The organism is Haladaptatus sp. HS23 (assembly GCF_056892285.1).
Window position 1 is genome coordinate 223,006 of the sequence record NZ_JBXGLH010000002.1, and the last position, 13,501, is coordinate 236,506.

General features: G+C 52.6%; 14 protein-coding genes. 3 read left to right on the plus strand and 11 right to left on the minus strand.

Annotated elements, in window-relative coordinates:
• Positions 1-1,001 precede the first annotated feature (1,001 nt).
• The 8 genes from AC1XDK_RS07315 to AC1XDK_RS07350 form a co-directional block, all read right to left on the minus strand.
• Positions 1,002-2,114: a hypothetical protein gene (locus tag AC1XDK_RS07315; RefSeq protein ID WP_483349163.1), complete on the minus strand. Its 1,113-nt coding sequence runs from the start codon at positions 2,112-2,114 to the stop codon at positions 1,002-1,004.
• 3 nt (positions 2,115-2,117) lie between these two features.
• Entirely contained in the window at positions 2,118-2,411 is a 294-nt protein-coding gene (locus tag AC1XDK_RS07320) for a hypothetical protein (RefSeq protein ID WP_483349165.1), read from the minus strand.
• A 1-nt stretch (position 2,412) separates the two neighbouring features.
• Complete coding sequence (locus tag AC1XDK_RS07325) at positions 2,413-2,712, minus strand: hypothetical protein (RefSeq protein ID WP_483349166.1); 300 nt, start codon at positions 2,710-2,712, stop codon at positions 2,413-2,415.
• Positions 2,713-2,716: 4 nt separating this feature from the next.
• Entirely contained in the window at positions 2,717-2,881 is a 165-nt protein-coding gene (locus AC1XDK_RS07330) for a hypothetical protein (protein ID WP_483349167.1), read from the minus strand.
• Positions 2,882-3,092: 211 nt separating this feature from the next.
• The gene (locus AC1XDK_RS07335; RefSeq protein WP_483349168.1) at positions 3,093-3,299 is read right to left on the minus strand and encodes a hypothetical protein; all 207 of its coding nucleotides are present in this window, start codon (positions 3,297-3,299) and stop codon (positions 3,093-3,095) included.
• A gap of 915 nt (positions 3,300-4,214) precedes the next feature.
• Complete coding sequence (locus AC1XDK_RS07340; protein ID WP_483349169.1) at positions 4,215-4,535, minus strand: hypothetical protein; 321 nt, start codon at positions 4,533-4,535, stop codon at positions 4,215-4,217.
• A 1,721-nt stretch (positions 4,536-6,256) separates the two neighbouring features.
• A complete protein-coding gene (locus tag AC1XDK_RS07345; RefSeq protein ID WP_483349170.1) occupies positions 6,257-7,273 on the minus strand; it encodes a tyrosine-type recombinase/integrase in 1,017 nt (338 codons plus the stop codon).
• The gene (locus AC1XDK_RS07350; RefSeq protein ID WP_483349171.1) at positions 7,270-7,761 is read right to left on the minus strand and encodes a hypothetical protein; all 492 of its coding nucleotides are present in this window, start codon (positions 7,759-7,761) and stop codon (positions 7,270-7,272) included. The genes AC1XDK_RS07345 and AC1XDK_RS07350 overlap by 4 nt, the downstream gene beginning before the upstream one ends.
• Before the next feature lie 50 nt (positions 7,762-7,811).
• Between AC1XDK_RS07350 and AC1XDK_RS07355 the strand changes: the two genes are divergently transcribed.
• Positions 7,812-8,534, plus strand: a complete 723-nt coding sequence (locus AC1XDK_RS07355) for an FAD-dependent oxidoreductase (protein ID WP_483349172.1) — start codon at positions 7,812-7,814, stop codon at positions 8,532-8,534.
• Between the two features lie 83 nt (positions 8,535-8,617).
• Positions 8,618-9,529, plus strand: coding sequence for a diacylglycerol/lipid kinase family protein (locus tag AC1XDK_RS07360; protein WP_483349173.1), 912 nt, complete (start codon positions 8,618-8,620; stop codon positions 9,527-9,529).
• 111 nt (positions 9,530-9,640) lie between these two features.
• Here the strand turns inward: AC1XDK_RS07360 and AC1XDK_RS07365 are convergent, their stop codons facing one another.
• Positions 9,641-10,855: an FAD-dependent oxidoreductase gene (locus AC1XDK_RS07365; RefSeq protein WP_483349174.1), complete on the minus strand. Its 1,215-nt coding sequence runs from the start codon at positions 10,853-10,855 to the stop codon at positions 9,641-9,643.
• A gap of 149 nt (positions 10,856-11,004) precedes the next feature.
• On the opposite strand from AC1XDK_RS07365, the gene AC1XDK_RS07370 reads away from it, so the two are divergent.
• A complete protein-coding gene (locus AC1XDK_RS07370) occupies positions 11,005-11,523 on the plus strand; it encodes a GbsR/MarR family transcriptional regulator (protein ID WP_483349175.1) in 519 nt (172 codons plus the stop codon).
• Positions 11,524-11,643: 120 nt separating this feature from the next.
• On the opposite strand, the gene AC1XDK_RS07375 is transcribed toward AC1XDK_RS07370, so the two are convergent.
• Positions 11,644-12,330, minus strand: a complete 687-nt coding sequence (locus tag AC1XDK_RS07375) for a metallophosphoesterase (protein ID WP_483349176.1) — start codon at positions 12,328-12,330, stop codon at positions 11,644-11,646.
• A complete protein-coding gene (gene artA / locus AC1XDK_RS07380; protein ID WP_483349849.1) occupies positions 12,317-13,258 on the minus strand; it encodes an archaeosortase A in 942 nt (313 codons plus the stop codon). Before artA ends, AC1XDK_RS07375 begins: the two co-directional genes overlap by 14 nt.
• Positions 13,259-13,501 lie beyond the last annotated feature (243 nt).

Sequence of the window (13,501 nt, forward strand, 5' to 3'; positions counted from 1 at the left end):
CTTGAGCTATGAGTATATTATCCAGTCTACTCCAAAAAAATATGAGTGAGTAGATTTTGCCCAGAATAAGGAGAAAAAGACAGCTATCTAATAAGAATATTAATAAGCCGTTTGCAGACGCTCATCAACATCTAACCCCTACCCCCTTGAGCAAACTGTTTGCCCTTGCACGGGGTTAGTGCGGAAAATTACGGTTCGTGAATCCGTTAACCACCGAAAATGAAGGTCGCCGTGATTATTGAGTCGGATTCCCACCGGGGCCACCAGTGCCCCCATCATCATCACTCGATTGATGGTTGTAATTCCCGGCACTCGACACGGCTGTCTGGCTATTCGTGTTGCTCTGCACGGACACTTGCACACCGCCGTAATTGTGCGATTGGTGATTACCGTTCCATTGACTCACAACCTGCGTGTGGCTCACTGATGATTTCGCAAAGTGATGCGGTCGTGCCGCCACTGGGTCGGCAGCTACCGCACCTATCATCAGAAGTGTCAGTACCACCGCGAGGATTCTAATGTGTCTCATGCATCGTCACCACTGGTTGGCGGCGGAGTTGGTGGGCCGTTACTGCCACCGCCTCCTCGATGCCACCAATTACTGGCGTGAGATACCGCCTTTTGCTTATTGTAGTTCTTCTGCACCGATATCTGCACGCCGTTGTAGTTGTGCGATTGAGAACTACTGCTTTGTTGGTCTACGACTTGCGTTTGGCTCACTGACGAACTCGCCGACTGGTGTGACGTTGCTGCCACTGGTGCAATTCCCACTCCACCTACCATAAGGAGCGTTAACAGCACAGCTATTGGTTTTACGTACCTCATCCGTTTCTCCTCCCGCAATTGTAGGTAGTTCATGCAATTATATAAGGATGATTGAAAGTGAATGTTCAGGTCATCAACCAGAACGCTTTGGCTACGTCAGTAAGGCTCAATCAAGGAGGATTTGCTTGTGAGATGAAGCTAACACACGGCGCGGCTAAGGAAACCGTCAGGCTTTCTCACGAAGAAATAGTACCTGCAAGATGGATTTTAGTTACCCATCCACCACTGTTTGATACCCTATGCTCAATACCTTCTACAAGATATTCCGTACCTGACATTTCCTCTGGCAAACGGATACCTTGATTTACTGCAATATCACTCCGACCAACCACCGTTATATCTCCTTGTCCTGCTTGTCGGATGAGTTTCGTAATCAGTCGGTTGGCAACTGCTTCGGCTTGCTTTGAGGTCTTAATGTCCTTCGACTTATGGACATAGGTTGGTTCCTTTAGCAGGCCTTTCTCTACGCCGAAATCCATTCTGGCCTTAGAGTGTTCAGCTTCGGAGACTCCTGCCGCTTGTGCATAGTTATCAATCGACCGAACGGCCTTCGCAGTCTCCTTAGACACCATATTACGACCTTCCCAGCCTTCGGCAGACACTACGTTGTCTCCTACGACTTTCACTGAAGCGTAGGCAGGTGTCGCTTTGCCCTTACTCCAGTCTGTGACGAAAGTAACGTCGTCTACGTAGATGTTTTCAGGTTTTCCTACCTGTAAGATACCGTCTTCGTCACACCACCAAGTCGCGTTAACAAGGCTGCAAATATCCTCCATTACCTTGTCTCCCGGTGCATTCGTCCTATCCATTACGAGAGGAGAATCTACGCAAGACTCAAACTGGAGGTCATTCCCTGAAGCGTTTGAAAGCTTGCGTGCAAGTCGAGACTCTACAGGAGAGGCAAAATCTACGTTGTAGTCCTCGATTCCTGCTTGAGGAAATACGTGGTTTTCGAGGAGGTCGCTGGCTGGAGTAAGAGAGTCTACGCTAATGTCTACTCTCGCAGTTTTCAGACGATGAATCGCGTTATACAGCTTAATGTCATACGACCCATTGCTGTTGTCCTTCGAGTCACCGACGAATCCCGTATAAATCTTCTCTCCTCCGAGGTAGACAGTCGCCGTATTGCCTTCTGCTGGTTCAAACAGGTGGCCCTTCGGCAGGACTGTTGCCTCTACGAGGTCTACCTCGTTGAAGTTGGTAATCTTACTGTTAAGGTCGGTCGTTAGGTAGTCCATCCCTCCAATGATTAGACTACACTCTACTTCTGCCGATACAAACTCGGTCATTCTCTATTGGAATCGACCGGAGGAGTCGCGTTCCTTGTCCTCGTCAGATTCGACGTTTTGGATACCGCCTGCAATTGTGACGAAAATCTCTCCGTCTGGGTCATCCACTTCAACAATCCCGTCACGGACGGCCTTTTCCGCTACAGCCTCCATAAGCCACAGTTTGACAGTATTGTTACTGCCAACCATCTTCGAGTACTTCTCTTGAAGTTCATCTAATTCGCCGTTTTGACGCATACGAGTTAACTCTGCATTGAGTGAATTAGGTACGGTAACGTCCTTCTTGCGTCCCTGCATTCTACTTTCCTCCGTTAAACATCTTCGAGGCAACTTCAGCTTGCTTAGAAGCCACCTCACTGTCGTCTGAAGTGGATTCCTTCGAGGAAGTGGTGTCGCCGTTACCGAAGGACTCTGCTAAGTCCTCCTGCTTTGCTTCAATGGCCTCTCGTGTCTCCATCAACTCCGCGACTTCTTCACTGACGAGTTGGTCGATTGTTTCCTGAAATGAAACTTCCTGTCCGTCGTACTTCTCGTCTCTGATTATTCGTAGTTGGTTGCGTGTCTTTTCGTCTAATGCGATTGTGATTTTTCCTTTCATGTCTCTATTTCTCCTTGTCTTCTTCTTCAAATTCTGATAATTGTACTGCTGTGCGTCTATCCTCTTCGAGTCGTGCGATTGACTGCCGTATCCCATCGAGGAGATGAGGTAAATTCCCAGAGTCTGACAACTCTACCTCTAACTCTCGGAGGTCGTCAAGATAGGTCATAGCTGCCTCTCCATTTCCGCGTAAAATAGAGGGATAACGTTGTCCGGAGGGTCGCGAAAGACTGACCCAAGTGTCACTTTCTCGCCATCTTCCAACTCTACGGAAAGTGAAACCCCGCTTTCTGTGGGGCTAACACACGACGCGACAATTGAACGACCGTCAATGTCCTTTTTCAGAATCTTGACAGTTTCCTGTATTTGCAGGGTGTTACTCATTCGTCATAACCCTCTGCCGTGTCCTCATAGTCGTCCAGTGTTTCGGTGATTATCTTGTTGAAGTACCAGCTGTAATCCCGATAGTTGCCATACTCGTCATAGCCGCCTTTGCCTTCGTGCTGGTCGATGTAATCTTCCAGTTTTCCTACATTCTCTCCTTCAATCTCAACGGATACCCGGATTCGTCGGTTTGGTTTACTCATTCTTTCCTCCTTGAAGGACGAGAATCATAGTCGCCTCACCCTTCGCCCGGTCGGAGAGGCCTTTCTTCTCGATTTGTTTCTTAATAATTTCATCCTCTTCGTCTGTAAACCAAGTTACTTTATTTCTTTCTCTCATGATTGTGTATATATGATGTATGAAAAGGGAGACTGACCTTTGATAACCAGCCTCCTAAGTGGTAGGCTTTTTTGAGGCACCTCACCATGTCCCCAGCAGGTGTCGGGGATACCTGCCAAATCCTAATTGAGGGAGTTAGCTTTCGTAACAGAAGTGGTGCTAACAAAACCACTCACCAACTCTTTACGGGGTTGGTATCCGTTAACGAATAAAGAAGTCTTGTAACCAAATTGAATCGCTTCGAACCTGTTAAACTTCTATTCACCGAACCTATTGGATTATACAATGGCTTGCACTTATTTGAAGACGTTCGGTCAGGTCATTGTAGACCTGTGCGTCAAGCCGTTACATTATGCAGATTACGCATAAACGCAATCTGTCGTTAGTCCGACATAGTGTCGGGTGACAACAGATACTTACATTTCTCTGTTGTCACGTCGATAGTAATATGACCCTCCTATATAAGGAAGTATATAAACCCCCATATATGCACCACATTCGTTTGGCGAAATAAAGACATCTCCGCCGACTGTACCTGCCATCGGAGATTGTAGACACTATATACAGAAACCCTTTAAATACCTCTGTTTGAATAATCTCCAACTTAGAGTTTTGCAATTTGGATACTTTCCAATCATACTATGTATTCTTGGATATTATGGCAACCTTCTACAGAGGCCCTTTATAAGTCGAAAGGCCAACCGTGAGAAGGCATATTTCTGACAACCCCTGTCTACCTTCTCGTTAGTTTTGCCCCAGCTATCGGAGGAGACTGTCTTCTATTTCTCGTAAGTCTTACTGCATTCGAGGCATGCATACATCTCGTCCGAGTACGGTACATCGACTTTCACTGAATCTGTGCTGTTGCATTTAGGACAACCTTCATCCGAAGGACTACCTTCTTCTTTGTCCTCGATTTCTGTTTCAGGCACAGTTATCATGTCGCTGGTTTCATCCGAAGGACTACTTTCAATCGAGAAATCCTCTCTTTGGAAATTGAAGGTTTTTCCCGAGTTAGGCACAGTTATCATGTCGGCCTCCTCGGTCGAAGGACTACTTTCAGTAGAGAAATCCTCTCGCTGGAAGTTGAATCGTGCCATACAAATAGTTACGCAATAAGTATTTCTGTGTATTATATAGGATTAACTCGACCTCCAACACAGGCAGCTGCCGCAAACTCGAATCTACGAATCATCAGATATTCATTGGATACTCTGAGAATCCTTAGATGGCGTCTTCTATCTGAATAGTTTTCAACTATATCGTGATATAGCTGACTAACCATCTGCCTACTCCGTATTCAGTCCACTATCTAAAGACATACAATGGGTGAAAACTATGGATTATCAGAGTGGCTATTATAGTCAGAGTAATCGTTATCTGGTAATCATTGCTGAGTCTGTCGATTACCGCCTATACTTTCTTCATAGTCCTTACAACCTTCTTTGGGAATACTCTTACTGTAGCGGACTGTGTTAGCTGCTGTACTCGGCAATATAAGGTTTCTACTTTATACAGAATAGGGTTGCTGTGTCTAAAGCAGCAACTGTGTTGTAAATACGAGGAAGGTTGGGAGGTATAAACCTACTTTATCCCTATTCTACCAACCTTATCTATAGAGACAGCAATCCTCTCTCCCAACCCTATATTCCCTTCCCTCTCTCCTTGTCAATCGGTGACACGAACCGGTGGATTTATGAACCATGTTGGGAAAACGAGAATCATTTGGGTACCAGCGTCAAATCTGAGGGCCAACAGCAGGGGCACAGCGGGTTTTTATGGTCGAGTAATGGTATGGGTCATAAAAATCTCTCAGACGCTTCTCTCGGCCTCTCAGAAGCTTCTGGTAAAAGGCCCTAAAATTGTTATTTTGGCTACTTCCACTATATACTTACACGCACGCGAGGCAAAATCCAGCTTCTACACAAGAACCATCATATCTAATGATTGTCGGTATATCTCCCAATTATCTTTAATATCCTCAATCAGACGTTCCATTTCAATCTCGGTTGTGAAAGAATATTTATACTTCATTAGTGGCAGTACTATAACAGAGACGGTAAAATCATGCCACGAGATTATTTTCGTCTCCCTCGAAGGCCCAAACTTCTCCTAAGTGACTCCTGTCCCTTACTGGTACCTCGAAGGAGGTCGCAGCAGTTGCACCAACTTCGGAGAGGATTTCCTGAAAGTCTCCCTTGGTATATCCAACTGCCTTAGCCTGTAGCCATACCTCTTGTTTCGATACAGTCTCTCCTGATTCTTTCCCGAGGTAGCCTGCTGTCTCACAGACGAGTTGTGAGAGGCGAGAGGCGGATTCTACTTTGAAGGTATAAGACCACTCACAAGAGACGGGAACCTCTCACGACGAGAATATAGCGACTCTATGAGGTCGTAGGAAGGGAAGTGATATGCATGTGCCGCACAACACATGGTGCGGGTTTCTGGAAAGGACTTTCCCGGAAATCGACGGGCCGTCATATCAAAAATTTGATGTATGACGTATCTGGAAAACGACCTCATGGAGATATTCGATTCTTTACATACAGACTTCCTACCTCTCGTTTTAGGGGGGCAACCTTTGGGTCGATTATCGACTGTCTGTAAACCCCTAATCTGTACCGTGAGGCTCAAACAATCCAGTGAGCGGAGAGTACGGGGACATGATGTTTAGAATCGTTAAGGATTATGGTAGATAGTTACTGCTTTGGGGACTAAAACCCGTTTAGCGAACGTTCCGATACGTCTCTACCGCAAATCCTGTTTTAGAAAATTCCAGTTTCCCCCGAGCGCCGCGTGTGTTTGCCTCGTGCGACGAACCCTAATCCCCCTCGTAGGTAGATGGCCCTCTTCTCTCGAAGTTTGTCATTACTCTCTTCTCGTCTTCGTGGAGGTACTTTTCTGTCACTTCAACACTGTGATGGCCTAAAGCGTCCTTCAACACGTAGAGATTCCAACCGTTTTCGATTGCCGCCATTGCGAAGGAATGCCGTAGGACGTGTGCGTGAATTGCCACTCTCTCCCGACCATCCTTGATTGTCGATTTCACTTCTTGAATTCCGGCATTCTCGGCGGCTTTACCGACTACTCGGTTAAACTGAAGGCCGGATAGTTTCTCGGAGTAATTCGTTGGAAAGAGGTATTCACTGTCGGCATACGTGACACTCTTTCTGTAGACGCTTACCCACTGATTCATCAAGAAATCGAGGTTTGCCTGATAACCGACAACTCGACTTCTGCCATTCTTGGCATTCTCTTCCCGTACAACGACCCTCCGGGAGTCAAAGTCTACATCATCCAGCTTGAGGCCACATAATTCCTTTCTACGGAGGCCCGTCTGAAAGGCAAGCCGTATGAGTAGTTCGTTACGGACGGACGGCTTCGGCGCATTCTTAGCGAGTGTGTCAATTTCTTTTGGAGTGAGGTACGGTACGTCGTCCTTCGAGTCGTACTGCTTTTCCTTCTCCTGTTTACTGATTTCCTGCCATTTACCGAGGGATACCCTGTCGGTCGGATTCTCGTCAATCTCTACGGAGAGACGACGATTGTCCAACCCTAAGGCTTCCTCGAAAAACTCGGAGATGGCGGCACGACGAATACGGACGGAGGAGGCAGAATACCCTTCATCCAGCATGTAGGCTATGTTGTCCTCAATGTCGGCACTGGTAGCCTTGAAGATGGATTCCTTTGTGAAATCCGCCTCATCCGTCAACCAATCGCGGAAATTACGACAGTGCCTTTCGTACTCCGTAAAGGTGGATTCCCCTTTTTTCCGCTTCAATCGCTTAATCACGTACCTCTCCTCCTGCGAAGGCCACTTGCTTTCGAGGACGGTCATTCTTTCTTCCACCACCGTTCGGTGCCATCAACGACTTCGTGCTGAATCTGTCCGGTGATTGATAGAAGGTCGAGAAGGGCTTCCTCTACATCCTCCTGTGGTTCCTCAAGGTTGCTGGCAAGGCCTTCTACGCTGGCACCTTCCTTCGGACTGTCAACCCCTTCAGGCAACATGCTGAAAACCATCGTCTGAAGGTCTTTGTTTTGGGTGGCAGTCTTCTCCTTCTCAATCGCGGATAGGCGTTCCTGTACGCCCTCTACAGAGTCTCGAAGCTTCGATAGACCCTCTACCACTTCTCCGAGTTGCTTGCTGTCTGTAGACGACTGTACGGCCTTCTCGGGAGATTCGTGTCCTCCGTGAATCTCTTTGTTTACCGAAAGCCGAATCAGATGGGAAACTGACTCTACTTCGGGATTTCCTTCGACGTGCTTTTCCCATTCTTCTTTTACTTGCGACCCTACTTTGAGGGAGACGACTTTCTTTGACATAGGTGGGTTGTGCCGTAATACGATGTAAGATGTAATAAAACACCAAGAAGGTGTTCGAGTTCACGTTCAAGATGCTCTCGACGGGCGACATCGCGGTGCCCGCGAACGGCATGGGCGAAATAGCCGACCAGTTGGCGCGGAAGGCGCGACTCGCCGGTGCGACGATTCGGGTCGGGGACGGCGTCTCCGCGGTCGAATCGAACGGCGACGAGGTGCACGTCGAAGTCGGCGGCGAAATCCTCACTGCCGACGCCGCGGTCGTCGCGACCGACCCGAAGTCCGCCCGCGAGTTGTCGGGCGTGGAGTCGATTCCGGCAGATGCTCACGGTTGTGTCACCCAGTACTTCTCCCACACCGAACCGCTCGACGTCGGAAACCGACTCCTGCTCAACGTCGGCGACGATGCGCCGAACGAAGTCGTTCCGCTGTCGTCCGTCGCACCGGAATACGCTCCCGACGACCGGGAACTCCTCTCGGCGACGTTTCTCGGGACGCCCGTGGAATCCGACGAGGAACTGGCGGGGAAGGTGGAAGGGACGCTCCGCGAGTGGTATCCCGAGCGGGCGTTCCCGAACCTCGAACACGTTCACAGCGACCGTATCGAGTTCGCGCAGTTCGCCCAACCGCCGGGAATTTTCGACCGATTGCCCGGCAACCGAACGCGCGATGAGTCGGTGTACCTCGCCGGAGACTACACCGAGGCCTCCTCGCTCAACGCGGCGATGGAGAGTGGACGAAAAGCCGCGCTAGCCGTGTACGACGACCTTCGATAGCGGTCACGGTCACGTTTCGATAGCGGTCGGTTCAGGTCGAAACGGGCAATAGGTCTTTGACGACCCTCCGCCGAAATAAAAACGTGACCACGGACGGTACGGCGGTTCTCGTTCGAAATCCGAACGGCGGCGACCGAAAGAGGAGCGTCAAAGCCCGCGACATCGCGCTTCGCCGCGGATACGACGTTCGGGACAGCACTGCCCGCGGCGAAGCCGTGAGGCTCGCCGAGGAGGCGGCGAGGGAAGGTGCGTCGGTCATCGCGGCCTGCGGCGGCGACGGAACGCTCAACGAAGTCGTCAGAGGTGTCGATGCCGCCGGTGCACTCGACCGAATCCGTTTCGGCGTGATACCGACCGGAACCGGCAACGACTTCGCGGACAACGTCGGGATTCGGAGCGTCGCCCACGCCTTCGAGGTGCTCGAATCGGGCGAAGAGCGACGTCTCGACCTCGGAACCGCGGACGGTCGTCCCTTCGTCAACTCCTGCGTCGGCGGGTTGACCGCCGAAGCGAGCGCCCGTACGACGCCGGAGATGAAGCGCCGACTCGGTTCCGTCGCGTACGTTCTGAGCACGTTCCACGAGGTACGCGACTTCGGCGGCTTGCGACTCGACATCCGCGCGGGACCACGAACCGACCCGATATGGTCGGGCGAGGCGGTCATGCTCCTCATCGGAAACGGGCGGCGGTTCCCCAGCGAGCGAGAGCGACGCGCGAACGTGGAGGACGGCCTGTTGAACGTGGTCGTCATCGAACGTGTGCCGTCGATCGACTACCTCGCTACCGGGGCCGCCGACGTTCTCTTGCGGCGGGACTCGGAGTACGTGAACCGCATGAAGGTCCCGCGACTGCACCTCCGGCACGACGGCGAACCGGTCCAGTTCAGCCTCGACGGGGAGATGATTCGACGCGCCGAACTCGACGTCCGCTGTCGTCCGAAAGCGATGCGGTTCGCGGTCGGGGAGGGGTACGACCCGAACCCGAGTGAGAGATAGAGCGATTATCCGTCCTTCCGGTGTCCGTGCGAGAGACCCCGACGGCACGATATTTTCATCCAATTTATGAAAACGGGAATTCCGTTTGAGGAGATCGCATGGCGAGCGAGTCTACTTCGTCGAGATGACGCTATCAGTTCCCGCGACGACGGGGCGAAGGAGCCAGTACATTCCAGGAAGTCGGGAGAGGTTGAGCACGACATCCCGAATTTTGACGTGCCACTTCGTAGGGGGAATGAGAAAACTCGCAGTTCGTCTCCCATATGCCTGCTTTATCTCGATCTCTGGTTTTATCCTGGCCTCGTATCGAGCCAATCCCTCTTCGATAACGGAGGCTTCTCGCAGCGCACGAGCGAGAACGTATGCGCCACCCATCGCCATGGATGCCCCTTGTCCCGCGAGGAGTGAAACGGCGTAACAGGCGTCACCGACTAACGTCACTCGTCCCCGCGACCAGTGATCCATCTCGATCTGTACAACCTGATCGTAGTAGATACTGTTCACGTCCTCGCAATGATCGAGCGCATCGGGTACGATCCATCCGATGTCCCCGAACGTCCGTCGCAGCTCGTCGCAGGGAGAAGACGGTGATTTCGCATCCGGCGCATCGTGAGCGAACCAGGTGGCGACTTTTCCATCCCGTATCGGGTAGAACCCAGCGGTTCGGTTCTCCACCGTGATATTCCGAAATCCGCCGTCCAACGTCCGCCTAAATTCATCATCCTCGAAAATGTACGCTGCGGTCTGATATCCGAGGTAGCGACGGTACCGTTCCTCGTCTCCAAACGCGAGTTCGCGCACGCGGGAATGAATGCCATCGGCACCGATCAGTAGATCCACTCGTTCCTGTGTTCCATCGGTGAGATCGACAGTGACGCCGCGTCCATTCTGCTCGATCTCGGCCACGGTGAGATCGTAGCGAATTTCGACGTCATTCGACAGTGAATCGTACAGCACGCGCTCCAGATCACCACGCATGAGTGACAGAAGCTCTCCGTCCTTCAGACGCCTGAACAACTCGTAATCGATCGTAGAGACGGTTTCCCCGTCCGAATCGACGTTGATGATCTCCGAAACCGGGTATTGGACCGCTTCGAGTCGTGGGAGGATGCCCATTCGCTTCGCCACATCGTAACCGGAACCGAGGAAATCTATCATATATCCTTCCTCGCGTAATCCTGCCGCCTTCTCGATCAGCAAGACCTCCCATCCATCCCGATCTAACCACCACGCGACGGTCAGCCCAGCGATTCCCGCCCCGCAGATGAGAACCTTGTTCCGGTTCGTTTGGGATCGACCTTCGCCTCTATTTCCTATATTCGGCATATACCGAATAAAGTGATTTAGAAGCGCATAACTTTTTCTATACTATCGCATTCCGTGGGTGCCGTCTCTGCCCCGAAGCAGGATACGTAGTGCCGTGGGGTCTCGGGAACCGTTTTGTATTTTTACTATGTACCGATTATAACGAACGTATGGACGACGACATCGATCCGGTAAACGAGGCTCGAAAGGAAGTTATCGAAGCGTTAGAACATAGCGCTGAAGTGTATGGGTTCAATCGGAGTTACGGACGGCTGTACGGAATACTGTTTTTTGAAAATCGACCGGTCTCGCTCGATGAGATCGTCGAAAAGAGTGGCTATGCGAAATCCACGGTGAGCACGGCGATGAAACGCCTGGAGCAATTTCACGTCGTGCACCGTCGCTCGATACCCGGAGAAGGGAAAAAGGCGTTTTATGAGGCTGAAACGGATCTTTGGCGCATCGTTCAGGAATTCCTACGACGTGAAGTTCAACGCGAACTCGACATTATGACTCACGCACTCGAATCCGCCGAGGGCCGTCTCGAAGGGGTGGATGATGAGCGTGCGGAGGAGGATCTCGAACGGATTCGGTCGTTCAAGAAAACCTACAAGCGAGGACAAAAATTCGTGGATATCTTCGTATCTGTGTCGGATAATCGGTTGACAAAATTTATCGAAAACATATGATATTCTGCGCCAATCGACGGACATTGCCCGGCGTTTGAGTTCCGAATCGACGCGTACTGGATGCACTTCGATGCGAAACACCACGGAATAGCTTACTCAGCAATCCTCCTTCCGCGAGGGTTACAGCAGTTTTCGAAACTCCGCGAGCGGCGGGAAGCGGTAGGTTTCGTCGGTCTCTTCATCGCGGACGATGGGACAGAGCGGGTCCGTGCTGGTGACGAGGGGGGACTGAAAATCGTTCCCACGCAGGTCGTTCACGACCATTCCGCTCGCGAGGCGGGTGAACGCGGGGAGCACGAGCAGTTCCGAATTCCGGTACGCGCTCGGTCTGTGGAGATAGCAGGGTCGCCGCTTCCCCTCGATTTCGATGGCCGGGTGGTCGTGGCCGATGACGTACCGCGACGCACTCCCGTCGGGTTCCTCGTGGCCGTGGCAGACCAACGTGTCGTCCGCGAGTCGGTACTCCGCGTGCGCGTCTGTCAGTTCGCCCACCCTCGTGTCGTGATTGCCACGGACGACGACGAGGGTCGCTTCCGCGTCGCCCGCGAGCGCCTCGAGGTCGGCGAACGTATCGTGGACCTCCTCCGGAAGTCGGTCGAAGGCGTGGAGAACGTCTCCGGCGAGGATGATTTCGGTCGGTGAAAATCGCTCGAGAAGGGCCGAAAATCGCGCCGTCAAATCGAGCCCTTCGCCGAGCGGAAACGAGACGTTCGACGTCGCGTCACGACCGATGTGGAGGTCGGCGAGAACGAGCGCGTCTGCGGAGGGAAGGTAGGCCGCTCGATCCGCGAACTCAACGCCCGCCATCGGCCCGGATGCTCCGTTGGAAGTCGTACTCGCGGCCGGTGACGAGGTAGACGACGTCCTCGATGACCGTCAGCAGTTCCGGGAGGTCACGGACGACCAACCAGAGGATGAAGACGAGTGCGACCACGGCGAGCAGTTGACTCAGCACTCGGTCCGCGATGAAGAACGAGACCATGCGCGGGTCGGTGTAGCCGGTGAGCGAGGTGACGGGACCGACGAACAGTTGGAACCACTGGTTTCCGAACGCGACGGAGATGAACACGTTGCGGATGACGTTCAGCACCCAGATGATGGAGATCGCCAGCGCGAACGCCCGGAGCTTTCGCCGAAGCGGTGCCTTGACGGCGGCGATGAGGCCGCCGAAGATGCTCATGCTGCCGATTCCCGTGCAGGCCAAAACGAGGTAGGTGTAGTACTGATGGCCCGCGCCGTCGGTGAAGATAAAGGCGCTGTGATAGCCGTTCTGTTCCGCAATCGTGAACACCGGGTCGTATCCCAGAAGCTGGATGACGGCGTGCGTCTGTGCGCTCACGAGTTCCACCAACCACTCGCGGAGCGGTTCGATGGTCAAAAACGGGACGTAGATGAGCCCCATCGCGGCGACGCCGCGAGAGAGGACGAACAGCGAATCCCGTCCCGAGTAGAGTTGGTAGCCCGCGTAGACACACAGCGGAACGGCGAGGAGGCTGAGCCCCCCTTCGATGAAGCTCCGCATCTCGAACGCGAATCGGGGGAAGAGAACGCCCCAAAAGACGCCGAAGAGCACCCATGCGCCCGCGCCGACGGTCCGGGCTATCCCGCGGTCGTACCGTTCGAGCGCGGCGGTGGCGACGAACGCGGCGATGACCACCCACACGAGGTAATCGGGGAAGGTCGTCGTCAACCACGGGAGGGGGCCGGGAAGGGCGGCGGGGATGACTTCGATCACGCTTCGTCGGTTGTTCTCGGAAAATATAGAGTTGACGCTCTCCCGATAGACGTACACGGAGCCGTTCCGCGCGAACTTCCGTGACGAGGCGCTCCCCAAGACATACTCGAGGTGACATCCGTCCATCGACCGTTCGAGCCTCGATTGCCGGTCCCGAGTTGGGTTCCCCCTCGAACGGGAAACCGGACGACGGTTCCACCGGTCGACCGCTGGTATTTTTATCGTCCCACCCGAGGATTCGGG

Coding starts and splice junctions, on each gene's coding strand:
- AC1XDK_RS07315 (WP_483349163.1), bottom strand. CDS start 2,114: ATGACCGAGTTTGTATCGGCAGAAGTAGAGTGTAGTCTAATCATTGGA.
- AC1XDK_RS07320 (WP_483349165.1), bottom strand. CDS start 2,411: ATGCAGGGACGCAAGAAGGACGTTACCGTACCTAATTCACTCAATGCA.
- AC1XDK_RS07325 (WP_483349166.1), bottom strand. CDS start 2,712: ATGAAAGGAAAAATCACAATCGCATTAGACGAAAAGACACGCAACCAA.
- AC1XDK_RS07330 (WP_483349167.1), bottom strand. CDS start 2,881: ATGACCTATCTTGACGACCTCCGAGAGTTAGAGGTAGAGTTGTCAGAC.
- AC1XDK_RS07335 (WP_483349168.1), bottom strand. CDS start 3,299: ATGAGTAAACCAAACCGACGAATCCGGGTATCCGTTGAGATTGAAGGA.
- AC1XDK_RS07340 (WP_483349169.1), bottom strand. CDS start 4,535: ATGGCACGATTCAACTTCCAGCGAGAGGATTTCTCTACTGAAAGTAGT.
- AC1XDK_RS07345 (WP_483349170.1), bottom strand. CDS start 7,273: ATGACCGTCCTCGAAAGCAAGTGGCCTTCGCAGGAGGAGAGGTACGTG.
- AC1XDK_RS07350 (WP_483349171.1), bottom strand. CDS start 7,761: ATGTCAAAGAAAGTCGTCTCCCTCAAAGTAGGGTCGCAAGTAAAAGAA.
- AC1XDK_RS07365 (WP_483349174.1), bottom strand. CDS start 10,855: ATGCCGAATATAGGAAATAGAGGCGAAGGTCGATCCCAAACGAACCGG.
- AC1XDK_RS07370 (WP_483349175.1), top strand. CDS start 11,005: ATGGACGACGACATCGATCCGGTAAACGAGGCTCGAAAGGAAGTTATC.
- AC1XDK_RS07375 (WP_483349176.1), bottom strand. CDS start 12,330: ATGGCGGGCGTTGAGTTCGCGGATCGAGCGGCCTACCTTCCCTCCGCA.